Annotated in this window: 20 protein-coding genes and 1 pseudogene; 8 read left to right on the top strand and 13 right to left on the bottom strand. The window is 71.6% G+C overall.

Annotation, left to right across the window (positions count from 1 at the left end; translation table 11 throughout):
* Positions 1-69: 69 nt before the first annotated feature.
* The 4 genes from OG906_RS13345 to OG906_RS13330 form a co-directional block, all read right to left on the bottom strand.
* Positions 70-1,536 carry a catalase gene (locus OG906_RS13345; protein WP_267828311.1) on the bottom strand — a complete coding sequence of 489 codons (1,467 nt, stop codon included), beginning with the start codon at positions 1,534-1,536 and terminating at the stop codon, positions 70-72.
* A 50-nt stretch (positions 1,537-1,586) separates the two neighbouring features.
* Complete coding sequence (locus OG906_RS13340; protein ID WP_329442744.1) at positions 1,587-3,842, bottom strand: SpoIIE family protein phosphatase; 2,256 nt, start codon at positions 3,840-3,842, stop codon at positions 1,587-1,589.
* 252 nt (positions 3,843-4,094) lie between these two features.
* The gene (gene fomD / locus OG906_RS13335) at positions 4,095-4,814 is read right to left on the bottom strand and encodes a cytidylyl-2-hydroxypropylphosphonate hydrolase (protein WP_329442742.1); all 720 of its coding nucleotides are present in this window, start codon (positions 4,812-4,814) and stop codon (positions 4,095-4,097) included.
* Positions 4,815-4,917: 103 nt separating this feature from the next.
* Positions 4,918-6,333, bottom strand: coding sequence for a class II fumarate hydratase (locus OG906_RS13330; RefSeq protein ID WP_329442740.1), 1,416 nt, complete (start codon positions 6,331-6,333; stop codon positions 4,918-4,920).
* Positions 6,334-6,464: 131 nt separating this feature from the next.
* Between OG906_RS13330 and OG906_RS13325 the strand changes: the two genes are divergently transcribed.
* On the top strand, positions 6,465-7,964 hold the full coding sequence (locus OG906_RS13325) for a ricin-type beta-trefoil lectin domain protein (RefSeq protein ID WP_392899196.1): 1,500 nt from the start codon (positions 6,465-6,467) through the stop codon (positions 7,962-7,964).
* A 61-nt stretch (positions 7,965-8,025) separates the two neighbouring features.
* Here the strand turns inward: OG906_RS13325 and OG906_RS13320 are convergent, their stop codons facing one another.
* Positions 8,026-8,793 (bottom strand): glycerophosphodiester phosphodiesterase, encoded by a 768-nt coding sequence (locus OG906_RS13320; protein WP_329442737.1) that lies wholly within the window; start codon positions 8,791-8,793, stop codon positions 8,026-8,028.
* Between the two features lie 199 nt (positions 8,794-8,992).
* Here OG906_RS13320 and OG906_RS13315 point away from each other — a divergent pair.
* Positions 8,993-10,144: pseudogene (locus tag OG906_RS13315) on the top strand (MFS transporter); the annotation flags it as partial.
* 224 nt (positions 10,145-10,368) lie between these two features.
* On the opposite strand, the gene OG906_RS13310 reads toward OG906_RS13315, so the two are convergent.
* The gene (locus OG906_RS13310) at positions 10,369-12,033 is read right to left on the bottom strand and encodes a fumarate hydratase (RefSeq protein WP_329442736.1); all 1,665 of its coding nucleotides are present in this window, start codon (positions 12,031-12,033) and stop codon (positions 10,369-10,371) included.
* A 161-nt stretch (positions 12,034-12,194) separates the two neighbouring features.
* Here OG906_RS13310 and OG906_RS13305 point away from each other — a divergent pair, with 161 nt between their 5' ends.
* Both OG906_RS13305 and OG906_RS13300 read left to right on the top strand, forming a co-directional pair.
* On the top strand, positions 12,195-12,863 hold the full coding sequence (locus OG906_RS13305) for a DUF1707 SHOCT-like domain-containing protein (RefSeq protein WP_329442734.1): 669 nt from the start codon (positions 12,195-12,197) through the stop codon (positions 12,861-12,863).
* Between the two features lie 208 nt (positions 12,864-13,071).
* Positions 13,072-13,470: a WhiB family transcriptional regulator gene (locus OG906_RS13300; protein WP_402300393.1), complete on the top strand. Its 399-nt coding sequence runs from the start codon at positions 13,072-13,074 to the stop codon at positions 13,468-13,470.
* Between the two features lie 114 nt (positions 13,471-13,584).
* Here OG906_RS13300 and glpX read toward each other — a convergent pair whose 3' ends face one another.
* The gene (glpX, locus tag OG906_RS13295) at positions 13,585-14,616 is read right to left on the bottom strand and encodes a class II fructose-bisphosphatase (RefSeq protein ID WP_267799624.1); all 1,032 of its coding nucleotides are present in this window, start codon (positions 14,614-14,616) and stop codon (positions 13,585-13,587) included.
* 224 nt (positions 14,617-14,840) lie between these two features.
* Between glpX and OG906_RS13290 the strand changes: the two genes are divergently transcribed.
* Positions 14,841-15,359, top strand: coding sequence for a DUF4245 domain-containing protein (locus OG906_RS13290; RefSeq protein ID WP_329448016.1), 519 nt, complete (start codon positions 14,841-14,843; stop codon positions 15,357-15,359).
* A 226-nt stretch (positions 15,360-15,585) separates the two neighbouring features.
* On the opposite strand, the gene OG906_RS13285 is transcribed toward OG906_RS13290, so the two are convergent.
* The 4 genes from OG906_RS13285 to OG906_RS13270 all read right to left on the bottom strand — a co-directional run bounded on the left by OG906_RS13285 (position 15,586) and on the right by OG906_RS13270 (position 19,310).
* Entirely contained in the window at positions 15,586-16,176 is a 591-nt protein-coding gene (locus OG906_RS13285) for a malonic semialdehyde reductase (RefSeq protein ID WP_267799626.1), read from the bottom strand.
* Between the two features lie 131 nt (positions 16,177-16,307).
* A complete protein-coding gene (locus OG906_RS13280; RefSeq protein WP_329442731.1) occupies positions 16,308-16,553 on the bottom strand; it encodes an exodeoxyribonuclease VII small subunit in 246 nt (81 codons plus the stop codon).
* 66 nt (positions 16,554-16,619) lie between these two features.
* Positions 16,620-17,897 (bottom strand): exodeoxyribonuclease VII large subunit, encoded by a 1,278-nt coding sequence (gene xseA / locus OG906_RS13275; protein WP_329442729.1) that lies wholly within the window; start codon positions 17,895-17,897, stop codon positions 16,620-16,622.
* 9 nt (positions 17,898-17,906) lie between these two features.
* A complete protein-coding gene (locus OG906_RS13270; protein ID WP_329442727.1) occupies positions 17,907-19,310 on the bottom strand; it encodes an APC family permease in 1,404 nt (467 codons plus the stop codon).
* 86 nt (positions 19,311-19,396) lie between these two features.
* Here OG906_RS13270 and OG906_RS13265 point away from each other — a divergent pair, with 86 nt between their 5' ends.
* Both OG906_RS13265 and ppgK read left to right on the top strand, forming a co-directional pair.
* Positions 19,397-20,464 carry a 4-hydroxy-3-methylbut-2-enyl diphosphate reductase gene (locus tag OG906_RS13265; RefSeq protein WP_402300387.1) on the top strand — a complete coding sequence of 356 codons (1,068 nt, stop codon included), beginning with the start codon at positions 19,397-19,399 and terminating at the stop codon, positions 20,462-20,464.
* A 33-nt stretch (positions 20,465-20,497) separates the two neighbouring features.
* On the top strand, positions 20,498-21,244 hold the full coding sequence (gene ppgK / locus OG906_RS13260; protein ID WP_267799633.1) for a polyphosphate--glucose phosphotransferase: 747 nt from the start codon (positions 20,498-20,500) through the stop codon (positions 21,242-21,244).
* A 78-nt stretch (positions 21,245-21,322) separates the two neighbouring features.
* On the opposite strand, the gene OG906_RS13255 is transcribed toward ppgK, so the two are convergent.
* Positions 21,323-21,658 carry a DUF6542 domain-containing protein gene (locus tag OG906_RS13255; RefSeq protein ID WP_385640576.1) on the bottom strand — a complete coding sequence of 112 codons (336 nt, stop codon included), beginning with the start codon at positions 21,656-21,658 and terminating at the stop codon, positions 21,323-21,325.
* A gap of 297 nt (positions 21,659-21,955) precedes the next feature.
* Between OG906_RS13255 and ychF the strand changes: the two genes are divergently transcribed.
* Positions 21,956-23,044, top strand: a complete 1,089-nt coding sequence (gene ychF, locus OG906_RS13250; RefSeq protein WP_266949602.1) for a redox-regulated ATPase YchF — start codon at positions 21,956-21,958, stop codon at positions 23,042-23,044.
* Positions 23,045-23,144: 100 nt separating this feature from the next.
* Here ychF and OG906_RS13245 read toward each other — a convergent pair whose 3' ends face one another.
* A complete protein-coding gene (locus tag OG906_RS13245; RefSeq protein WP_329442720.1) occupies positions 23,145-23,726 on the bottom strand; it encodes a Uma2 family endonuclease in 582 nt (193 codons plus the stop codon).
* Positions 23,727-24,093: the final 367 nt, after the last annotated feature.

Here is a 24,093-nt window from a genome sequence, read left to right as displayed (position 1 = left end):
CGACACAGGACCGCCCCGCGGCGAGCACGCCGCGGGGCGGTCCTGTGTCGTACGGGTCGGGCGCGGGCCTCAGCCGCCCGCCTGGACCTTCGCCGCGATCCGGTCGCCCGTCGCCTTGTCGATGGTGCGCCAGTACTGCAGGGCGCGCTCCAGCACCGGCGGACTCACCCCGTCCAGCAGGTGCCCGGCGACGTTGGAGACGAGGCGCTCGCGCGCCGCGTCGTCGAAGACCTCCCGGACCATCGTGCCCGGCTGGCCCCAGTCGTCGTCCTCGGAGCGCAGCGTGTACGCCTCGCGGACCATCTCGCCGGAGGTCGCCCAGCCCGCCGGCTCGCCGAAGCGGGCCGTGTCCGCGGCCGGGCCGCCGTAGGAGTTCGGGGCGTACGGGCGCGCCGCCGCCGACGCCTCGAAGCGCATCGCGCCGTCCTTGGCGTACGAGGAGACCAGCGACCGGGCCCGGTTCGGCGGGAGCTGCGTGTAGTTCGCCCCGATCCGGTAGCGGTGCGTGTCCGGGTACGAGAACAGCCGGCCGAGCAGCATCTTGTCGGGCGACGGGCCGATGCCCGGGACCAGGTTCGACGGCTCGAAGGCGGCCTGCTCGATGTGGATGAAGTAGTCGTCCGGGTTCTTGTCCAGCGTCATCCGGCCGACCTCGATCAGCGGGTAGTCGCCGTGCGGCCACACCTTGGTCAGGTCGAACGGGTTGAACCGGTAGCCCGGGGCGTCCTCGAAGGGCATGACCTGCACGTGCATCGTCCACGTCGGCGCGTTGCCGCCCGCGATCGCGTCGAAGAGGTCGCGCCGGTGGTAGTCGGGGTCCTCGCCCGCCAGCCGGTCCGCCTCCTCCTGCGTCAGGAACTCGTTGCCCTGGTCCGTCTTGAAGTGGTACTTCACCCAGAACTTCTCGCCGCCGGCGTTCACCCACAGGTAGGTGTGCGAGCTGAAGCCGTCCATCGTGCGGTAGTTCCTCGGAATGCCCCGGTCGCCCATCAGGATGGCCACCTGGTGCGCGGACTCCGGGGACAGGGTCCAGAAGTCCCACTGCATGTCGTGGTCGCGCAGCCCGTTGTCCGGACGGCGCTTCTGCGAGCGGATGAAGTCCTGGAACTTGCTCGGGTCACGGACGAAGAACACCGGGGTGTTGTTGCCGACCATGTCGTAGTTGCCGTGCTCGGTGTAGAACTTCAGGGCGAAACCGCGCGGGTCCCGCCAGGTGTCGGGGGAGCCCTGCTCACCCGCGACGGTCGAGAAGCGGGCCAGCATCTCGGTCCTGCGGCCCGGTTGGAAGACGTCGGCCTTGGTGAACTGGCTGACGTCGTTGGTCACCTGGAAGACGCCGTACGCGCCCGCGCCCTTGGCGTGCACCACCCGTTCGGGGACCCGCTCCCGATTGAACTGGGCCATCTTCTCGATCAGGTAGTGGTCCTGGAGCAGGATCGGGCCGTCCGGACTCACGGTGAGCGAGTGCTCGTCGCTCTCCACCGGAATCCCGACGTTGTTCGTCGTGTACGGAATCTTCTGCGCGTCCTGGGTCACGAGCGTCCTCCCGTAGGGGTCGGTTGGGTCGCACGCATTCACCTGCCCAGTCAACGCCGATCATGCGCCCCCGGCAACGGGAGCTCGAACCACACCACCTTTCCACTGCTCAGCCGCGTCGCACCCCAGCGGCGGGCCAGCCGGTTGACCAGGAACAGGCCCCGACCGCCCTCGTCGGTGTCCCGGGCCCGGCGCTGGCGCGGCAGCTGCGGGGAGTCGTCGCCGACCTCGCAGCGCAGCACGTCCGTACGCAGCAGGCGCAGGGTCACCGGCCGCTCGGCGTACCGCACGGCATTGGTGACCACCTCGCTGACCAGCAGCTCCAGCGAATCGCTCAGCTCCTCCAGACCCCACCGGGTCAGCGCCCGGCGGGCGAACCGACGGGCCCGTCCCGGCGCGGTCTCCTCCGGGTCCAGGAACCAGTACGCGACGTCACTGGGCGCGATCCCCTCGAAACGGGCCGCGAGCAGCGCGATGTCGTCGTCCCGGTCGCCCGGGCCGAGCATGTCCAGGACGTCGTCGCACAGGGCCTCCAGCGGCGGCGGGTGGTCCAGGCCCGTCAGCTGGGCGGTCGTCGCCAGCCGCTCGCGGAGCTGCTCGATGCCCGTCCACACGTCGCGCAGCCGGGACTCGACCAGCCCGTCGGTGTACAGCAGCAGGGTGGCCCCGGCCGGGGCGTCCAGCTCCACGGCCTCGAAGTCCACGCCACCCACGCCGATCGGGGCTCCCGGCGGCACCCGCAGCACCTCGGCGCGGCCGCCCAGGTGGAGCAGGACGGGCGGCGGATGGCCGGCGTTGGCGATGGTGATCCGGTGCGAGACGGGGTCGTAGACCGCGTAAAGGCAGGTCGCCATCCGGTCCGAGCCGAGCCGCTGCGCCTGCTCGTCCAGGTGGTGCAGCACCTCGGCGGGCGGCAGGTCGAGCTGCGCCAGGGTCTGCGCCGTGGTGCGCAGCTGGCCCATGATCGCGGCGGAGGTCATGGAATGCCCCATGACGTCGCCGACGACCAGCGCGACCCGGCTGCCGGGCAGCGGTATGGCGTCGTACCAGTCGCCGCCGACCCGGGCCGTCTCGGCGGCGGGCAGGTAGCGGGAGGCCAGCCGCACCCCGGTGGGCTGGGGGAGGCTGTCCGGGAGCATGGTGCGCTGGAGCTCGTCGGCGATGTACGCCTCACGGCCGTACAGCACCGCCTTGTCGATGCCGAGCGCGGTGTGGGTCGCCAACTGGGCGGCGACCAGCAGGTCGTTCGTCTCGAAAGCGGGCCGGTCGGGGGTGCGCAGGAACACCGCCGCGCCGATCACGCGCCGGCGGCCCCGCAACGGGGCCAGGATGGCCCGCTGACCGCGCGGGACGGGATGGTCGGCCCCCAGCAGCTCCGGGAGCGCGTCCTTGGCTCCTGCGGCCGACCCGAAGACGGGCCGTACGCCGCGCAGCACCTCGGCGAGCGCCCCGCCCGGCCGGATCTCGCACAACTCGGCCGCCGGCAGGTCGCCCTGCGGGCCGACGAGCGTCATCTGGCTGAAGTCGAGCTCGCCGGCGGCCCCCGCGGCCCCGGCGGGGTCGCCCCCGGTCAGATCGTCGAGCGGCCGGAGCCGGTCGGTGCGTCGGAGCCTTAAGACGACCGGTCCGACGGGGCGCTCGTCGCCCACCGGCAGCGGGTCGCGCAGATAGACGAGGATCGCGTCCGAGAACGTCGGCACGGTCGCCCGGCACAGGCCCAGCACGATCTCGTCGAGGTCGATGCCCCGCGCGATCCGGCGGGTGGCCGCGCCGACGAAGCGCAGCCGGTCGCCTTCCCGGCGGGCCGTGCCGGTTTCCGCGCCGGCGATCGGGCCGCCGCCGTGCCGGCCCGCGCCGCCGCCGACACCGTCGACCTGGAGGCCGTCGGCCGTCGGGCCGTCGAGTTCCGCGGTCGGGATGGTGGGATCGGGGCGGCTGCCCGGCCGGGCGCCGTGCGTGGTCCGGTCCTCCCCGCCCCGGGGGCGGAGCGGTTCGGGTGCGCGGTCCTGCGCCGAGGCGCCGGCGGCCGCGTTGCGTGCGGCCTCGCCGTCCCGGGGCCGGGCGCCGCCCTGACCCGGCTCCCCGCCGGCCGGCACGTCCGCCGGGGAGGCGGCCGCGGTGCGCGGCCGCGGAAGTTCGGCGGCCGAGGCGGACGCGGGGGCACCGCGCTCCGCGCCCGGCCCCTGCGCATGCGTGCGTACAGCCTCGGTGGCCGCGACGGCGGCCTTGCCGTGGCCGGCATCGTCCGTACCTCCGCCGGAGGCGACGGGCTGCGGGCCCTCCTGGGAGGTGGGGTACTCCGTCACGCGTGGAATTCCGTCCGTTTGCGCTCGATGTGCGCTGCACTCAATCGGTCAGTCGCGGTATACCCGCTCAGCGGCAGGGGCACCACCGCCCCGCGGTTCCGCGTCCCGCTCGTTACCTCTCGCCCAGCGTTGATCTCCGGTCAAGTCCCGTGTACGGCACGTCAATTACGGATGTACAGCCTGGCGGCAACGCCGCAGACGACCCGGCGGAGGACGATCCTACGGTTGAACCCCGGGGGCGCATCAAGGGTCTCATGAGGTCATATGCGCCGGGGTGCGGTCCCAGTCCTCGGGCAGAACCGGCACTCTCCAGCCCGGATCCGGCCTCCACTTCTCCCATCCGGAGGAGAACGGCGCCCCCCATTCCTTGATGACCTCCACGGCCGCCAGACCCGCCGCCTCCACCTCGTGCGCCCGCTCGGGAGGCATCAGGCCGATCCGCCGCGCCTGCGCGAACTCGTCCTCGTCCAGCCACTTCCAGCTGCGGTCCGGGGCCACGGCGATGTCCAGGAAGTGGTCCACGGAGTCCACCCCGCCGGCCCAGCGGGTCTGCGGTTCCTCCAGGTTCACGTACCAGTTCTTGAAGCGCCAGCCCCGCTCCCAGAACAGCCACACCGACCACGGGTCCCCGGGGCGGGCCAACTTCAGCACCCCGGTGCCGAACCAGTGCGACCGGGCGGTGGTGCGCGGCGCGGTGTACCGGGTGGCGAGGGGCTCCTCGTGGACCGAGGTGCCGTCGGCCAGCACCGGCTTGACGCACTCGGTGCCGGGGGCCATCCACACGGCCAGCAACTCGTCGGTGTCCCGCACCACCGTCACGGGTCGACAGATGTGGACCCGGCCCGCCGGGCCCGGGGCGTGGTCGCGGTAGCGCCACAGGATCTGCTCGCCGGGTGCCCAGTGCGAGCCCCGGGCCCCGTCGTGCGTCCCGGTGCGCGCCACGCCGCCCCCGCGGCCTCCGATACCTGTCATGCGCAGATCTTAGGGCTGAGGTCCGTACACATGACGCGACGCAGGTCACGGAGGTGGCCGGGGACGGGAAACGACCGAATCCGGCCCCCGGCGGGGGGCGATTTCAGGGCCGGGTCATCCGCAGGACGTCCAGCGCCTCGTCCAACTGGGCGAGGGTCAGCGCGCCGCGTTCGACGTAGCCCTCCTCCAGGACGACCTCCCTGATCGTCTTCCGCTCCGCCAGCGACCGCTTCGCCACCTTGGCCGCCTCCTCGTAGCCGATGTAGCGGTTCAGGGGGGTCACCACCGAGGGCGAGGATTCGGCGTACTCCCTGGCCCGCTCGGAGTTGGCGGTGATCCCGTCCACCGTCCGGTCGGCGAGCAGCCGGCTCGCGTTGCCGAGCAGGCGGATCGATTCGAGCAGGTTCCGGGCCATCATCGGCAGCATCACATTGAGCTCGAAGTTGCCGGCGGCGCCCCCGACGGCGACCGCGGTGTCGTTGCCCATCACCTGTGCGGCGACCATGAGGACGGCCTCCGGGATCACCGGATTGACCTTTCCGGGCATGATCGAGGACCCCGGTTGCAGATCCGGGAGATTGATTTCGGCCAATCCCGTGCGCGGTCCGGAGGCCATCCAGCGCAGATCGTTGGAGATCTTGGTGAGCGAGACCGCGATCGTGCGGAGCATTCCGGAGGTCTCCACCAGCGCGTCCCGGGCGCCCTGGGCCTCGAAATGGTCCCGCGCCTCGGTCAACGGCAGTCCGGTGGCCTCGGCCACCTCCGCGATCACGGCGGCGGAGAACCCGGGCGGCGTGTTGATGCCGGTGCCCACGGCCGTTCCGCCCAGGGGGAGTTCGGCCAGTCGCGGCAGCGCCGCGCGCAACCGCTCGACGCCGTAGCGGATCTGGACGGCGTATCCGCCGAACTCCTGGCCGAGCGTGACCGGGGTGGCGTCCATCAGGTGGGTGCGGCCGGCCTTGACCACCGCGACGAACTCGGCGGACTTGCGCTCCATCGCGTCGGCGAGGTGCTCCAGCGCCGGGATCAGCTCGCCGATGACGGCGGCGGTCGCGGCGATGTGGATGGAGGACGGGAACACGTCGTTGGAGCTCTGCGAGGCGTTGACGTGGTCGTTCGGGTGGACCGGGCGGCCGAGACGTTCACCGGCCAGCGTGGCGATCACCTCGTTGGCGTTCATGTTCGACGAGGTGCCGGAGCCGGTCTGGAAGACGTCCACCGGGAAGTGCTCGTCCCAACGGCCCTCCGCGACCTCCTCGGCGGCGGACCGGACGGCCTCGGCCACATCCGCGTCCAGGACGCCGAGCCGGGCGTTCACCACGGCGGCCGCGGCCTTGATCCGGGCCAGTGCGGCGATGTGGGCGTGCTCCAGGCGCTGCCCCGAGATCGGGAAGTTCTCCACCGCGCGCTGGGTCTGGGCCCGCCACTTCGCGTGGGCGGGGACCCGTACCTCGCCCATGGAGTCGTGCTCGATCCGGAACGCGCCGGGTGTTCCTGCGGCCTGCTGATCCTCGGTCATTTCCATGGCCTCCTCAAAAAGTTGAGCAATTGTCTTGTTCGAACTGTTCCCAAGTCATCTACCGGCCAGTAAATACCGGGGGTAACACCGATCTCGGGGAGGCGTTCATGGCACGTGCGCGTACCAGACCCATGCTCAGATCTACCGTCGTCGCCGTCACGGCGATCGCGGCCGCCCTCGGCGGCGTCGGCGCCGTCACTCCCATGGCCCAGGCGGCGGCCGTCGCCGCCGTCACCCCTCTCTCGCCGGAACTGGAGGCGATCCGGGCCGCCGAGGCGACCAAGATCTACGGTGACTCTGTCATCCGCCCGCTCGCGGAACGCAAGACCGGCCTGATCTCGCTCGGCGACAGCGAGATCTCGGGCGAGGGCGTCGGCGCCTACGACCCCGCGACCAACACCCCGAACAACCAGTGCCACCGCTCGCCGGACTCCGCGATCCACCGCACCGGCATCCCCGCCGACCTGACCTTCAACGTCGCCTGTTCCGGCGGCTACACGGGCAACATCAGGATCGGCGGCAGCAAGCAGTACGCCGACGAACTCGTGCAGAGCGACAACCTCGCCATCAAGGCCCGCAACACCAAGATCAAGATGGTGCTGCTGGTCGCGGGCGCCAACGACGACCTCCAGTTCGGCCCCGTCATGACCGACTGCGTCACCCGCTGGGTGCTCGCTCAGGGCACCTGCGAACCCAAGTACGGCCCCGGCTGGCAGGCGCGCGTCGACGGCCTGAAGCCCAAGGTGGAGGCCACCGTCGCCGACCTCAAGACGGTCATGCGCGACGCGGGCTACGCCGACACCGACTACAAGCTCGTCGTGATGGGCTACCCCAGCCCGATCGGCCCCGACTTCAACGACAACCCGAACTTCCCCGGCAAGCTCCCCGGCGGCTGCGCCGGCTACGACTCCGACGCCACCTGGGGACGCAATCAAGCGGTACCCGCCTTCGAGAAGGGCATGCGGGCCGCCGCCCTCGCCTCCGGCGCCACCTACCTGGACAACTCCCGGCTCTTCCACGGCCACGAGGTGTGCATGGAGGACGCCTGGGCCCGCGGCCTCTACCTGGACCTCGGGGACCACTTCCCGTGGGACGAGAACACCGCCCGGCAGTCCTTCCACCCCAACTACCGGGGCCACGGCGCCTTCGCCTCCTGCCTGACCCAGCTCTACACCTCGGGCCTGCGCGAGGCCTCCTGCGCCGACCCCGCGAGCACCGGCACCCCGGTCCTCCAGGCCGGAGCCTGGGACGACCTGTACAAGCCGCTCAGGAACGAGGCCACCGGCAACTGCCTGGACTCCAACGGCGGCGCGAGCGCCAACAACACCAAGGTGGTGGCCTGGGACTGCCACGGAGGCCGCAACCAGGGCTGGTGGTACGACACCGCCCGCAAGGCCCTCCACGTCGAGCTGACCCAGGACCGCTGCGTCGACGCCCCCGGCGGCGCCTACGGCAACGGCACCGGCCTGATCCTGTGGAACTGCCACGGCGGCGCCAACCAGCAGTTCGTCCGCGACGGCGCCACCCTGCGCCCCGCGGCGGCGCCCGGCATGTGCCTGACCGTGGCCGCCGCCCACGAGCAACTGCGCCTGCAGACCTGCAACGGTTCCGCCAACCAGCGCTTCGCGTAACCGCCCCGCACCACCCGCCCCGCTCACCCCCCACACCCGGCCGGCGCACCCCGGCCGGGTGTCACATGTCCCGCAGCAGCTTGCGCACGTCCCGCGGCCGGTTGGTGATCAGCGTGTCCACGCCGAGCCGCACGCACAGCTCCACGTCCTCCGGCTCGTCCACGGTCCACACCCGCACCGACAGCCCCTTGGCCTTCAACCGCCCCACCAGCCCCGGGGACCGGCGGACGAGCTCGATGCCCGGGCCCGCGTGCGTGGCGTACGGCGGGCGCACCGGCCGCAGCCGGCGCTCCATCAGGTACACGGAGGGCAGCCCCGGAGCCAGCCGGTGCAGCCGGGTCAGCGCGGTGCGGGAGAAGCTCATCACCTCGACGCGGCCCGCGGACCCGTCGGCCAGCCCGTACTCCCGGAGCATCCGCACCAGCTCGACCTCCAGCCGGCCGCCCGCGCGCGACGGGTGCTTCGTCTCGACGGCGAGCCCGACCGGCCGCGGCGCGGCCAGGGCCTCCCGGAGCAGGTCCTCGAAGAGCAGCACCCGGGCGCCGGCGTGCCCGGCTCCCTTCCACGCCCCGAAGTCGAGCGCCACCAACTCCTCGTACGTCATCGCGGAGACCACCCCGCGCCCGTCGGAGGTCCGCTCCACACGCCGGTCGTGCACACAGACCAGCCGGTGGTCGGCGGTGAGCCGGACATCGCACTCCAGCGCGTCCGCCCCGTCCTCCACGGCCTGCCGGTAGGCGGCCAGGGTGTGCTCGGGGTGCTCGTGGGAGGCCCCGCGGTGGGCGATCACGCGGATGGCGCGGGGCGGAAGCGGAGGCGTCGCGGTCATGCGGAGATCCTTGCGAACCGGGGTGAACGGAGCGGTGCGTCCCTGTCACCCCGACGTTAACCGGACGCGCCGGCTCGGGGCTCGATCGGCGGCAGCGGCGGGGGAGTGACGTCGAAGTCGCCCCCGCACGACCGCGGCGAAGCGGGCCGGGTCCGCGCACGTGCTCCCCACCCCGCCCGGAACCCCGAAACGGAAATAGTTGCCGGCCGGGTTCGGACGGCTGTGGACCGCACAGACGGTGTGGCTGCTCTTCGGGGTGCTGGGCGGCGCTCTGGTGGACCGCTGGGACCGCCGGCGCACCATGTGGGTCACGGACGCCGCGCGTGCGGCGCTGCTCGCGATACCGGCGGGAGCGGCCGCGCTCGACCTGCTGAGCATCCCGCTGCTCGCGGCCGTCGCCTTCCTCCTCGGCCTCGGCGGGCTCTTCTTCGACACGGCCGCCACGGCCTATCTGCCGGATCTGCTCGGCCGCGACCCCGCGCACCTGGAGCGCGCCAACTCCCGCCTGCGCGGCGCCCAGACCGCCGCGTCCGGCTTCGCGGGGCCGCCCGCGGGCAGTGCGCTGCTCGCGCTCGGGCGGGCGGTTCCACTGCTCGCCGACGCGGTGTCGTTCGCGCTCTCCGCACTGCTCGTACGGTCGCTGCCCGCCGCACCCCGGCCCGTACCGCAGGCCCGTGAATCGCTGCTGCGGCAGGCACGGGCCGGCGCCTCGTACGTGTTCCGGGACCGGCTGCTGCTCGGGCTCGCGCTGCGTCCGGCGGTCGGGAACCTCGCCTTCCTCGCGGTGGAGACCGTTCTCGCCCTCTTCGCGCACGATCGTCTCGGCATCGACACCTTCGGCTTCGGCCTGCTCCTCACGGCGGAGGCCACCGGCGGTCTGCTCGGCGCGGGCACCGCCTCCTTCCTCGCTCGACGACTCGGCACCGGCACTGCGCTGACCTGCACGGCCGCGGCCGAGGGGCTCGCCATCCTGGGCCTTGCCGTCGCCCCGAACCCATACGTCGCCGGGCTCGCGCTCGCCGTCTGCGGAGCGGGCATGGGCGCCACGATGGTGCTCGCCCCCTCCCTGCGACAGGCGATCGTCCCCGCCCACCTGATGGGCCGGGTGGCCTCCACCTCCCGCATGCTCTCCATGTGCGCCGCCCCGTTCGGCGCCTTCCTCGGCGGCCGGCTGGCCACCACCTACGACGTGCGCACCCCGCTCTACGCCGCCGCCGGCCTGCTCCTCGCCATGACCGCCGTCACCGCGACCATGACCGGCAACCGCCGGGTCGAGGCGGCGCTGCGTGCGGCCGCCCCGGCCGATGCCCCCGATCTCCCCGCATCCCGGGTTCCCGCCCAGGCGCCCGCCCGCCAGTGCTGTGAACCTTTCCGGTCACAGCACTTAGGTCATCTCTTTCGGATCTTGCCGGGGCCGCGGCGCCCGGCACCGCCCCTGGCGGCGTTGTCGGGGCACCCGGGCCCCTCCGCCGGTCGGCGGAGGGGCCCGGGTGGTGCGTCACGAACCGGTGCGCGTCACGAACCGGTGCGCGTCAGGAGCCGGTGTGCGTCGGCCGGCCTTTCAGGAGCGGCGCGTCACAGACCCGGGCCGCGGACCGGGATGTGGGTGAACGTCGGCTCCGGGGCCGGGTTCTGGAAGAAGTCGTTGCCCTTGTCGTCCACCACGATGAACGCCGGGAAGTCCTCGACCTCGATCCGCCAGACCGCCTCCATGCCGAGCTCCTCGTACTCCAGGACCTCGACCTTCTTGATGCAGTCCTGGGCCAGCCGCGCCGCCGGGCCGCCGATCGAACCCAGGTAGAACCCGCCGTGCGTGCCGCAGGCGTCCGTCACCTGCTGCGAACGGTTGCCCTTGGCCAGCATGACCTTGGAGCCGCCGGCCGCCTGGAACTGCTCGACGTAGGAGTCCATGCGGCCGGCCGTGGTCGGGCCGAAGGAGCCGGAGGCGTAGCCCTCGGGGGTCTTCGCGGGGCCCGCGTAGTAGACCGGGTGGTCCTTCAGGTACTGCGGCATCTCCGCACCCGTGTCCAGCAGCTCCTTGATCTTGGCGTGCGCGATGTCGCGCGCCACGACCAGCGGTCCGCTCAGGGACAGGCGGGTCTTGACCGGGTGCCTGGTCAGCGTCGCCAGGATCTCGTCCATCGGCCGGTTCAGGTCGATCGACACCACGTCCGCCGCGTCGTCGAGGTGCTCGTCCGTGGTCTCGGGCAGGAACCGCGCCGGGTCGGTCTCCAGCTGCTCCAGGAAGACCCCCTCGGCGGTGATCTTCGCGGTGGCCTGACGGTCCGCCGAGCAGGACACGGCGATCGCGACGGGCAGGGAAGCGCCGTGGCGCGGGAGGCGCACCACGCGCACGTCGTGGCAGAAGTACTTGCCGCCGAACTGCGCGCCGATGCCGATCCTCTGGGTCAGCTCGAAGACCTGCTGCTCCAGGGCCTCGTCGCGGAAGCCGTGGCCCAGCGGGGAACCCTCGCGGGGCAGCTCGTCCAGGTAGTGCGCGGAGGCGTACTTCGCCGTCTTGAGCGCGTGCTCCGCCGACGTGCCGCCGACCACGATCGCCAGGTGGTACGGCGGGCAGGCCGCCGTGCCCAGCGAACGGATCTTCTCCTCCAGGAACTTCATCATGGAGGCCTCGTTCAGGACCGCCTTGGTCTCCTGGTAGAGGAAGGACTTGTTGGCCGAGCCGCCGCCCTTGGCCATGAAGAGGAACTTGTACGCGCCGCCGTCCGTCGCGTACAGCTCGATCTGCGCGGGCAGGTTCGAGCCGGTGTTCTTCTCCTCCCACATGGTGAGGGGGGCCATCTGCGAGTAGCGCAGGTTCAGGCGGGTGTACGCGTCGTAGATGCCGCGCGACAGGGCCGCCTCGTCACCGCCCTCGGTGAGCACGTTCTGACCGCGCTTGCCCATGACGATGGCCGTGCCCGTGTCCTGGCACATCGGCAGGACGCCGGCCGCCGCGATGTTCGCGTTCTTCAGCAGGTCCAGCGCCACGAACTTGTCGTTCGCGGAGGCCTCGGGGTCGTCGATGATCCGACGCAGCTGCGCGAGGTGCGCGGGACGCAGGAAGTGCTGGATGTCGTGGATCGCCTCTTCGGCGAGCTTGCGCAGCGCCTCCGGCTCGACCTTGAGGAACGTACGGCCGTCGGCCTCGAAGGTCGAGACGCCCTCCGCGGTCACCAGCCGGTAGGGGGTGGTGTCCTCGCCCAGGGGCAACAGGTCGGTGTACGCAAACTCTGGCATGACGGCAGTCATTCCTCACTCGGCAGACGGCGCTGGCGACCAATTGGCAGCGCGGCTCACCAGCGTAGGACCTCCGTCCCGGGACGTGCTTGTGAGGTAAGGCTCACTGGACGGGTGACGGGGAGTATCGCGATCTATCGTGTCTCGCTATGCTGGTCCGCGTGGACCTGGAAAAGCACACCGCCGCCCCCGCCGCATCCGCTGCCGCCCCGGCCGCCGAGCTGCGCGCCTCCGACGCCGACCGGGACCGGATCGCGCAGATCCTCGCCGATGCCGTGGCCGAGGGCCGACTGACCGCCGAGGAGCACTCCGACCGCCTGGACACCCTCTACGCCGTCAAGACGGTCGGGGAACTGGACGTGCTCGTGAGGGACCTTCCCGCGGCCGCCGGCACCGCCCCCGCGAGCGCCGCCCCCGCCGCCGCGCCGGCGTCCGGGCCGGTCGAGACGGTCGTCGCCGTGTTCAGCAGCTCCTCCCGCCGGGGCCGTTGGCGCCCGGGCGCGCACACCCGCGCCGTGTCGGTCTTCGGGGACATCACCATCGACCTCACCGAGGCCGTCTTCGAGCAGCAGGTCACCGAGATCAACGTCACCGCCGTGCTCGGCAACGTCGAGATCCTGGTGCCGGAGAACGTCACGCTGCGTGGCTACGGCAGCGGGGTCCTCGGCAACTTCGAGGTGCACGGCCGCAGTCGGGGGGAGACCGACCCCCAGGCCCCGGTGGTGATCGTCCGGGGCTTCGCGCTGCTGGCCAACATCGAGGCCCGGCCCAAGCTCGGCGCCCGTCTCGTCGACCTCGCGGACCGGCTCCGCAAGCGCCTGGACCGCTGACGGGGGCGCCGCTCCGGGCCGACCGCGAACGCCCTGCGACCGGACCGCGAACGGACTTCGACCCGGAGTGCGCCTGGCGCGGGGGGCGCGTTTCGGTCGAACTTCACCGGAGCGGCCGACGCGCGGCACGCAGTGCATAGGGGCGCGTACAACGGGTAGGGACAGGTGCATCGTCTCTCGCTCGCGTATACGTCGTCAGGAGTAGACCGTGCCGCATCCGCCGCATCAGTCCCTGCAGGTAGCCGCCGTCAAGAGTCTTCAGGCGCGTCCGACCGCCGTGCCGAGGCCGCGGGTGCCGGCGAGGGAAGAGGACGGCCCCTGGCACGCGGAGGCGGTGTGCCGCAGGGACGAGGCGGGCCTGTTCTTCGCGCCCTCCAAGGAGCCCACCGCGGCCCGTCTGGCCCGCGAGGAGGCCGCCAAGCGGGTCTGCGCGCGCTGCCCCGTGATGGTCGCCTGTCGGGAGCACGCTCTGCTCCAGCCCGAGCCCTACGGGGTCTGGGGCGGACTCACCGCCGCCGAGCGGCGCGTCGTGCTGGCCCGCCGGCGCCGCCGGGCCGCCGAACTGCGCCCCGGCACCGGCACCGGCACGATCGCCGCCGCGGGCTGAGCCCCCGGGAGCGCGAGAGCTCGTACGGGGCGAACCGGCACGTACGCGAGAGGGGCGGGCCCGCCGCACACGGGACCGCCCCTCTCGCCGTGCATCGCGCCGGCCCGACCGCTCCTACTGGGCGCGGTCGAAGTCGATCGCGCTGTACGCGCGCAGCTTCGACAGCCGGTGGGTGGAGTCGATCTGGCGGATCGTCCCCGACTTGGAGCGCATGACCAGCGAGGACGTGGTCGCGGTCTCCGAGCGGTAGTGGACGCCGCGCAGCAGCTCGCCGTCCGTGATGCCGGTGGCGACGAAGAAGACGTTGTCGCCGGACACCAGGTCGTTCGTGTGCAGGACCCGGTCCAGGTCGTGGCCCGCGTCGATGGCCTTCTGGCGCTCCGCCTCGTCCTTGGGCCACAGCTTGCCCTGGATGGTGCCGCCGAGGCACTTGATGGCGCACGCCGAGATGATGCCCTCGGGAGTGCCGCCGATGCCGAGGAGCAGGTCCACGCCGGTGCCCTCGCGCACCGCCATGACCGAGCCCGCGACGTCGCCGTCCGAGATGAACTTGATCCGCGCGCCGGTCTCGCGGATCTCCTTGACGATGCCCTCGTGTCGGGGGCGGTCGAGGATGACCACGGTGACGTCCTCGACGGCCATCTGCTTGGCCTTGGCGACACGACGGATGTTCACCGAGGCGGGGGCGTTGATGTCGACGAAGTCGGCGGCCTCCGGGCCCGTGACCAGCTTCTCCATGTAGAAGACGGCCGACGGGTCGAACATGGTGCCGCGGTCGGCGGCGGCCAGGACGGCGATGGCGTTCGGCATGCCCTTGGCGTTCAGGGTGGTGCCGTCGATCGGGTCGACGGCGATGTCGACCTCGGCGCCGGTGCCGTCGCCGACCCGCTCGCCGTTGAAGAGCATGGGGGCTTCGTCCTTCTCCCCCTCGCCGATGACGACGACGCCGTTCATCGACACGGTGGAGATCAGGGTCCGCATCGCGTTGACCGCGGCGCCGTCCGCGCCGAGCTTGTCACCGCGGCCGACCCACCGGCCTGCGGCCATGGCTGCGGCCTCGGTCACCCGGACGAGCTCCAGGGCGAGGTTGCGGTCGGGGGCTTCGGGAGAGACTTCGAGCTGGGGCGGCAGGTTGTGCTCGGTCATCGGAGCGCACCTTTCTGTACGACGACGGCCGGGATGTGAGGGTGCTGGAACTCTATCGGTACGTCGACATATTGAGCAGAGCGGGTCACGAATGAGCGGAATATCGGTCAGCCGTTTGGCCTGAGCGGACGCCTTGCGGCGACGGGGCCGCCGAGCGGGTGTCACGACGCCCACCCCGGGGGTGATCGCCCCGGGCGATGGGGGACCATGGAGCCGTGGCAGGTATGAAGGGCAAGCAGACGGTTTGGGACATGGTCCGATCGCTGGCGGTGATCGGTGTCGTCGTCGCGGGGATATACATGTTCATCCCGCACGACGAGAAGGCCGACCCGACGCGGGTGGTCGACTACCGCGTGGAGACGGCCACGGCCCGCCGCGCGGCGCCGTACCCGGTCGCCGCGCCCGCGGGGCTCCCCGAGAAGTGGCGCGCGACCTCGGTCACCTTCGACCGGATGGACGGCAACGCCTGGCACCTGGGCTTCCTGGACCCGCAGAAGCAGTACGTGGCCATCGAGCAGAGCACCGACGCCTCCGCCAAGCGCCTCGCCAAACTGACCCAGCAGGCGAAGGCCACGGGCGAGACCCGGCAGATCGGCGACCGGTCCTGGGAACTGTGGGACGGCGAGAAGTACGACGCCCTCGTCCGCCAGGAGCAGGGGTACGTCACCGTCGTGACGGGGACGGCCTCGTTCGACGGGCTGGGCGCGATGGTGTCGGCGCTGGAGTTCAAGCAGGGGAGCTGAGCTCGGGCCGATCCGGGTCGTGACCCGCGCGGTCGTGCTCGGGTCCGGTTCGTGACGTACGTGCTCGGGTCCGATCCGGGTCGTGACGTACGCATCGTGACCCGCGCGCTCGTGACCCGCGCGCTCGTGACGCACGACGAGAGGCCGCCCACCCCGGATCCGGGGTGGGCGGCCTCTCGTCGTGTGACGGCTCGGCGCGCGCATGGCGCGGCGACCGGGTCGCGACTCAGACGGTGGTGATGACCTGGTCGAACTCCAGGCGCGGGGAGCGACCGAAGGCGGCGGGCTCGCCCGGCTTGCCGATGTTGACGACCATCAGCGGGGTGTGGTCGGCGTCCAGGAACTCCTTCTGGACACCGGCGAAGTCCAGACCGGTCATCGGGCCGGCGGCCAGGCCGGCGGCGCGGACGCCGAGGATGAAGTAGCCGGCCTGCAGCGAGGCGTTGACCAGGGCGGACTGCTCGCGGACCGGGCGCTCGGAGAAGAACGCGTCCTTGGCCTGCGGGAAGTGCGGGAAGAGTTGCGGGAGCTCCTCGTGGAACTCGTTGTCCGCCGACAGGATCGCGACCAGCGGGGCGGCGGCGGTCTTGGCCCGGTTGCCCTCGGCCATGTGCTTCACGAGGCGCTCGCGGGCCTCGGGGGAGCGGACGAGGGTGATGCGCAGCGGGGTCTGGTTGAACGCGGTGGGGCCGTACTTCACGAGGTCGTAGATCGCCTGGACCTGCTCCTCGGTCACCGGCTCGTCGGAGAACGAGTTGGCGGTGCGGGCCTCGCGGAACAGCAGGTCCTGAGCGGCGGCGTCGAGAACGAGAGACATCGAAAAGCCTTCTTCTTTACGGAGGTGTGGCGCGATGTCATCACTGTAGGCCCGAGGTATGTGAATGTTCAACTAAATCCATCCGAGGGTGATCGGGATCACTCCCCGCGGCGATCACTCCCTGCCGCGGATCACTCGCCGCGGCCGTCTCCCGCGTCCCCGTCCCCGTCCGCCCCGTCCCGGGCCGCCAGGGCCGAGTCCAGCCGGGCCCGGGCCCCCTCCAGCCAGTGCCGGCACACCGTCGCCAGCTCCTCGCCGCGCTCCCAGAGCGCCAGCGAGTCCTCCAGGGAGGTGCCGCCGGCCTCCAGCTTGCGGACGACCTCGATCAGCTCGTCGCGGGCCTGCTCATAGCCCAGCGCCGTCTCGGTTTCAGCCATTCCCGTGCCACCTTATATGTGTAGTACAACGAATTTGTTGCCGGAACGTGTCGCCGCCCCCGGGGCTCATCCGGCGTCGGACGCGCCCTCCGCCGGGCCGTCGCACTCCCCGTCCGACGCGCCGTCCGGGGCCGGTTCGGCCTCGACCCGTACGTGGAACTCGCCCGCCGACACCCGCGCGCGCAGTACCTCGTCCGGGGCGACGTCCCGCGGCGAACGCACCACGTGCCCGTCGGCGCGCTGGAGCACCGCGTACCCGCGCTCCAAGGTCGCCGCCGGCGACAGTGCCACCACCCGGGCCCGGGTGTGCGCCAGCTCGGAATCCGCCCGGTCCAACAGGTGCCCCAGCGTCCGCCGGCTCCGCGCCAGCAGCGCCTCCACCTCGGCCTCCCGGGTCTCCACCATCCGCTGCGGATGCACGAACACCGGCCGGGCCAGGGCGTGGGCGAGCCCCCGCTCCTCGCGATCGAGCAGCCCGCGCACCGCGCGAAGCCCGCGCGCCTGGAGCTGGCTCACGCGCTCCAGCTCCTCCCCGACGTCCGGGACCACCTTCTTCGCCGCGTCCGTGGGCGTCGACGCCCGCAGGTCCGCGACCAGGTCCAGCAGTGGGGAGTCCGGCTCGTGTCCGATCGCCGAGACCACCGGGGTACGGGCCGCCGCGACCGTCCGCACGACCTCCTCGTCGGAGAAGGGCAGCAGGTCCTCCACGCTGCCCCCGCCGCGCGCCACGATGATCACGTCGACCTCGGGCAGCGCGTCGAGCTCCTTGACCGCCTCGATCACCTGGGGCACCGCGTGCACGCCCTGCACGGCCACGTTGCGCACCTCGAAGCGGACCGCGGGCCAGCGCCGCCGGGCGTTCTCCAGCACGTCCCGTTCGGCCGCCGAGGCCCGCCCCACCACCAGCCCGATCAGCTGCGGCAGGAACGGCAACGACTTCTTGCGGTCCGCCGCGAACAGGCCCTCGGAGGCCAGCGACCGCTTGAGCTTCTCCAGGCGGGCCAGCAACTCCCCGATGCCGACGGGCCGTATCTCGGTGGCCCGCAGCGACAACTGCCCGCGCGGCGCGTACCACTCCGGCTTGGCCAGGACGACGACCCGCGCGCCCTCCGTCACCGCGTCCGCGACCTCGTCGTACACCTGGCGGAAGCAGGTCACGCTGAGCGAGATGTCGTGCGACGGGTCGCGGAGCGTCAGGAAGACCACCCCCGCCCCCGGCCGCCGGGACAACTGGGTGATCTGCCCCTCCACCCACACCTGACCGAGCTTGTCGATCCAGCCCCCGATGAGTCGGGACACCCGACCGACCGGCAGCGGCGCGTCAGCCGACGTATTCAGACCCATGCACGCAGGCTAACCGCCAGAACCGACACCGTCCCCGGGCCCGGCGACCCGATCCCCGGCGCGTCGGCCCCGCTGGGCCACCCACACCCCCAACCCCACCAACAGCCACACGGCGCCCACCAGCTGCGCCGCCCGGGAGGCCTCGACGATCACCGCGACCGTCACGGCCGCACCCAGCACCGGGATCACCAGGTGCTTGAACCAGTTCGGCGGCCCCTCGCGCCGCTGCACCACGAACCAGCCCACCACCGACGCGTGCAGCAGCGTGAACGCCACCAGCGCCCCGATGTCCACCACCGACACCAGATGGTCCAACCCGTCGTCGCGCCGGGCCGCCCACACCGCCGCGACCAGCGTCACCGTCGCCGCCACCAGCAGCGCCGCCCGCGGGGTCCCGCCCCAGGTCCGCGACAGGACGTGCGGGAGCCGCCGCTCCCGGGCCATGGCGAACAGCAGCCGACCCGCCGCCGCCTGCCCGGCCAGCGCCGCGAAGGCCGCCCCGATCGCCTTGCTCACCGCCACCAGGTCGTGCAACCAGGACCCGACCGCCGACTCCACCGTGTTGTAGAACGCCGGCCCCTGCGCACCCGGATCGGCCGCCAGCTCCGCCGCGGTCATCGGGCTCAGCAGCGCCGCCAGGTAGGTCTGCGCGACGAACAGCACCCCCGTCAGCGCCAGACAGAACAGCACCGCCCGCGCCACCTTCGCACTGCCGCCCGTCACCTCCTCCGCGAAGGAGGCGATCGCGTCGAAGCCCAGGTACGACAGCACCGCCACCGACACCGCCCCCAGCACGGCCGCCGTCGAGAAGCCCAGCGAACCGTCCCCCGTCAACGGCGACAGCCAGCCGCGCCGCGCCCCGCCCTCCGCCAGCGCGACCACCGCCGCGACCAGGAACACCAGCAGCACCACGATCTCCAGGGCCAGCACCGCGAAGCCCACCCGCGCGGCCGCCCGTACGCCCCACAGGTTCAGCAGGGTGGTCACCACCACCGCCAGCGCCGTCCACACCCACCGGGACACCTCCGGCACCAGGGCGTTCATCGCGATGCCGGAGAACAGGTACGCCACCGCGGGGATCAGCAGGTAGTCGAGCATCGCCATCCACCCGGCGATCAGCCCCGCCCCCTCGCCGAGCCCCTTGCGGGCGTACGTGAAGACCGAACCGGCCTGCGGGGCCACCCGGACCATCTGCGCGTACGAGAACGCCGTGAACGCCATCGCCACCGTCGCGCAGAGGTAGACGAGGGCCACCGCGCCGTGCGACTTGGCGTCGAGGGTGCCGAAGATCCCGACCGGGGCCATCGGGGCGATGAACAGCAGCCCGTACACCACCAGATCGCGAAAGCCGAGGCTGCGCCGCAACGTCGCGGGAGCCTCGGACGCCGAACCGGAATCCGTCACGGACGCCATCGTTCCTCCGGGGGAGAAGCAGGACAGAGGTTCGACCCAGTTTGTGCCGAACGGGCGACGACCGGCCTGCTGGAGACCCCCGTACGATGGAGCGTATGACTGCTCCCTCCTCTGCTCCCGCTTCCCGCCGCGTCCTGCTCGCCGCCCCGCGCGGATACTGCGCGGGCGTCGACCGAGCCGTGATCGCCGTCGAGAAAGCCCTTGAGCAGTACGGTGCGCCGGTCTACGTACGCCACGAGATCGTCCACAACAAGTACGTCGTCCAGACGCTGGAGAAGAAGGGCGCCATCTTCGTCGAGCGGACGGAAGAGGTCCCCGAGGGCTCCATCGTGATGTTCTCCGCGCACGGCGTGGCACCCGTGGTCCACGAGGAGGCGGCGCGCGGCCGGCTCGCGACGATCGACGCGACCTGCCCGCTGGTCACCAAGGTCCACAAGGAAGCCATCCGCTACGCCAACGACGACTTCGACATCCTCCTCATCGGCCACGAGGGCCACGAGGAGGTCATCGGCACCTCCGGCGAGGCCCCCGACCACATCACCATCGTGGACGGCCCGGACGACGTCGCCAACGTGCGGGTCCGCGACGAGTCGAAGGTCGTCTGGCTCTCCCAGACCACCCTCTCCGTCGACGAGACCATGGAGACGGTCGACGCCCTGAAGACCAAGTTCCCGCTGCTGGTCTCGCCGCCGAGCGACGACATCTGCTACGCCACCTCGAACCGCCAGGCCGCGGTCAAGGTGATGGGCGCCGACTCCGACCTGGTCATCGTCGTCGGCTCCAAGAACTCCTCGAACTCGATCCGCCTCGTCGAGGTGGCCCTGGACGCCGGCGCGCGCGCCGCCCACCTGGTCGACTTCGCGAGCGAGATCGACGAGGCCTGGCTGGAGGGCGTCACCACCGTCGGCCTGACCTCGGGCGCCTCGGTGCCGGAGGTCCTGGTCGAGGAAGTGCTGGAGTGGCTGACGCAGCGCGGCTACGCGGACGTGGAGATCGTCAAGACGGCCGAGGAGTCGATCGTCTTCTCGCTGCCCAAGGAACTCCGCCGCGACCTGCGCGCCGAGGCGGCGGGACTCGTCGCCGGGACGGGCACCGCCGACGCGGGCGCCGCCGGGGCCGGGGCGACGGGTACGACCGGCGCGACCGAGAAGTAGGCCCTTCGCCGCCGTTTTCTCTACGGTGGTCCCATGCAGATCTTCGGCGTGGACATCGGCGGATCCGGTATCAAGGGCGCTCCCGTGGACCTGGAGCGCGGCGAGTTGGCGCAAGAGCGCCACAAGGAACTGACACCACAGCCGGCCACCCCCGAGGGGGTGGCCGACCGTGTCGTCGACGTGGTCCGCCACTTCGACTGGAAGGGGCCGGTGGGCGTCACCTTCCCGGGCGTCGTCACCGGCGGGGTCACCCGTACGGCCGCCAACATGGACAAGGCCTGGATCGGGGTCGACACGGCGGCCCTGCTGTCGGAGCGGCTCGACGGCCTCGCGGTGACCGTCCTGAACGACGCCGACGCGGCCGGGGTCGCGGAGATGACGTACGGCGCCGGCAAGGGGGTCTCCGGCACCGTCATCCTGCTCACCCTGGGCACCGGCATCGGCAGCGCGCTCTTCACGGACGGCCGACTCGTCCCCAACACCGAACTGGGTCACCTGGAACTCCACGGCCACGACGCGGAGAAGCGCGCGTCGGTCAAGGCCAAGGAGGACCACGACCTCACCTGGGAGCGCTGGGCGCACCGGCTCCAGAAGTACCTGGAACACGTGGAGATGCTGTTCTCCCCGGAGCTCTTCATCCTCGGGGGCGGCGTCAGCCGCAAGCCGGAGAAGTTCCTGCCACTGATCGAGGGCATCCGCGCGGAGATCGTGCCGGCGAAGCTCCAGAACAACGCGGGCATCGTCGGAGCGGCGATGGCCGCCCGCGGCGCCTCGACCTAGGCCGGCTCTTTCGGATCTTGCCGATCACGGGCCTGGCGGCGCGGTCGGGGGTGGCCGTCAGGTCACGGCGGAGTGGGCTCAGACCACCCGGCGGGGCATGCGGCGCTTCCCGATCAGCACGGCCTTGCGCACCAGTGCGATCAGGGCCGCGAGGACCGTGCCCGCGTACAGCCAGCCGGCGTGCAGGGACAACGCCGAGACGATCCCCATCAGCTGCCCGCCGATGCCACCGGACCCCCCGGAGACGGGCCAGACCCCGACCGCGAACGCGATCGGGGCGCTGATGGGGGCGGTGATCAGGTCGGCGGGGCGCACCCAGAGCGCGGTCGTGGCGGCCACGGGCAGGAAGAGCAGCCCGTACGCGAACAGGGACGCGTCGAACAGCAGCCAGACGATCCCCGCGACCACCGCCATCGCCACGCACGCGAAGAGCCCGCCACCGAGGCCCGTCAGCCGCGGCCGGGGCAGCCGCCGCCGGGCAGGGGCCGTCCCCGCCGGGCGAGCCGCCCCCGGGGCCTGCTGTCTCGGGACCTGCCCCCGCGGGTGACGTACTGAACGCGTCCTGTAGTGCTCCACCCCACCAAACTAGGCGGGGAGGCCCCTGACCGAGGGCCCGGACACGCGTACAACGAGCGCCACTCATCGGAAAGTAAACTGTCCGACGGCCCATCCCCGGGCCGCCGCCCCCTCCAGCTACGGGAAGTCGCCAACGTGTCGCTCACGATCGGAATCGTCGGCCTGCCGAATGTCGGCAAGTCGACCCTGTTCAACGCCCTGACCAAGAACGACGTGCTGGCGGCCAACTACCCGTTCGCCACCATCGAGCCGAACGTCGGCGTCGTCGGTGTCCCGGACCAGCGGCTGGCCGTCCTCGCGGGCATCTTCGGATCGCAGAAGGTCCTCCCCGCGACCGTCGACTTCGTCGACATCGCGGGCATCGTCCGCGGCGCCTCCGAGGGCGAGGGCCTGGGCAACAAGTTCCTCGCGAACATTCGCGAGTCGGACGCGATCTGCCAGGTCATCCGCGCCTTCAAGGACGAGAACGTCGTCCACGTCGACGGCAAGGTCTCGCCCAAGGACGACATCGAGACCATCAACACCGAGCTGATCCTCGCCGACCTCCAGTCCATCGAGAAGGCGGTGCCGCGCCTGACGAAGGAGTCCCGCCTCCAGAAGGAGAAGGTCGCGGTCCTGGCCGCGGTCGAGAAGGCGCAGAAGATCCTCGAAGAGGGCCACACCCTCTTCTCGCAGGGCATCAGCAAGGGCACGGAGCAGGGCGACCTCCTCCACGAACTGCACCTGCTCACCGTCAAGCCCTTCCTCTACGTCTTCAACGTCGACGAGGACGAGCTGACGGACGACGCCTTCAAGGCCGAGCAGAGCGCCCTGGTCGCCCCGGCCGAGGCGATCTTCCTGAACGCCAAGCTGGAGGCCGAGCTGATCGAGCTCGACGACGAGGAGGCCCTCGAACTCCTCCAGTCGGTCGGCCAGGAAGAGCCGGGCATGGCCACGCTGGGCCGCGTCGGCTTCACGACCCTGGGCCTGCAGACCTACCTGACGGCCGGCCCGAAGGAAACCCGCGCCTGGACCATCAAGAAGGGCGCCACCGCCCCCGAGGCCGCCGGCGTCATCCACACCGACTTCCAGCGCGGCTTCATCAAGGCGGAGATCATCTCCTTCGCCGACCTGGTCGACTGCGGCTCGGTGGCCGAGGCCCGCGCCAAGGGCAAGGCCCGCATGGAAGGCAAGGACTACGTCATGCAGGACGGCGACGTGGTGGAGTTCCGCTTCAACGTCTGAGCGGATGACACAACACCACGTCGCTGACGTGGCACACATGCAGGTCAGAAGGGGCCGGACTCCGGAGAGTCCGGCCCCATGGCGTTCCCGTGCCGGTGTTTCAGCTGCTTCGGGGCGGCGTGAGCTTGTCGAGGTCCAGGCTGACCTCGAAGGGGATCGGGCGCTGGAGGGTGCCCCGGAAGATGCCGGCGGGGGCGTAGGCGCCGGTGGGTTCGTCGAGTTCGTAGACGTGGACGACGGGTGCGCCGTCCTCGTCCTCGATGCACCAGTAGTGCGGGATGCCGGCCTCCGCGTACTTGCGGAGCTTTACCGTGCGATCGCGGTGGGCGGACTCCGGTGACACCGCCTCCACGACGAGCTTCACGTCCTCCGGGGCGTACCAGGTGCGGTCGGGATCGTAGGGCAGGTTCGTCAGCAAGAGGTCCGGCTCGGGGCGGTTGCGGGCATCGAGGCGGATCGTCATCTCGCGCTCGACTTCGAAGCCGGCCGGCGCCTGCGCCATGAGCGTGGTGGTCAGGGCGGTGACGAGGCGGCCATGCCAGGACCGCTGGGGCGACAGCATGAAGACGAGGGCTCCGTCGATCAGCTCGGTGTGGCGGGGCGCCTCGGGGAGGCGGTCGAGGTCCTCCGCGAACCAGCCTTCCGCGCGCGGCGGGCGCATCCAGTCGGGAAGTGCGGTCATGGCTTCACGGTAGCGGCCGGCGGCTCATGTCGGAGGTCAATGGTGCTCCTTACGCTGATCCGGGAGGTCGGCGACGATCATGGGCGGCCGTGGTGGAGGCAGCCGACTCGCGGAGTGCACGGGGGAGGATCGTCCCTCGCCGCGCTTCGGCGGCTCGCTCCGTGGTTCCGGGGTCCGTCACGCGGTGATCCCGGTCATGTTTTCGTCTGGTTTGGAACTCCCGGCGAGGTTCGTACATCAGGACTGAAGGGATGCCCAGCCGTTCTGTCCCGCCGGGGCAGTCATGACCGTTCGGAGCGAAGTTCGTGCACCAGTACCCGCAGCGCCCGCGGCCTGATGAGCAGTCGTATGAGCCGGATCGGTCGTA

Source organism: Streptomyces sp. NBC_01426 (assembly GCF_036231985.1).
GTDB lineage: Bacteria > Actinomycetota > Actinomycetes > Streptomycetales > Streptomycetaceae > Streptomyces.
Note: the sequence above shows the minus strand (reverse complement) of the source record. Positions and strands in the feature narration are given on the sequence as shown.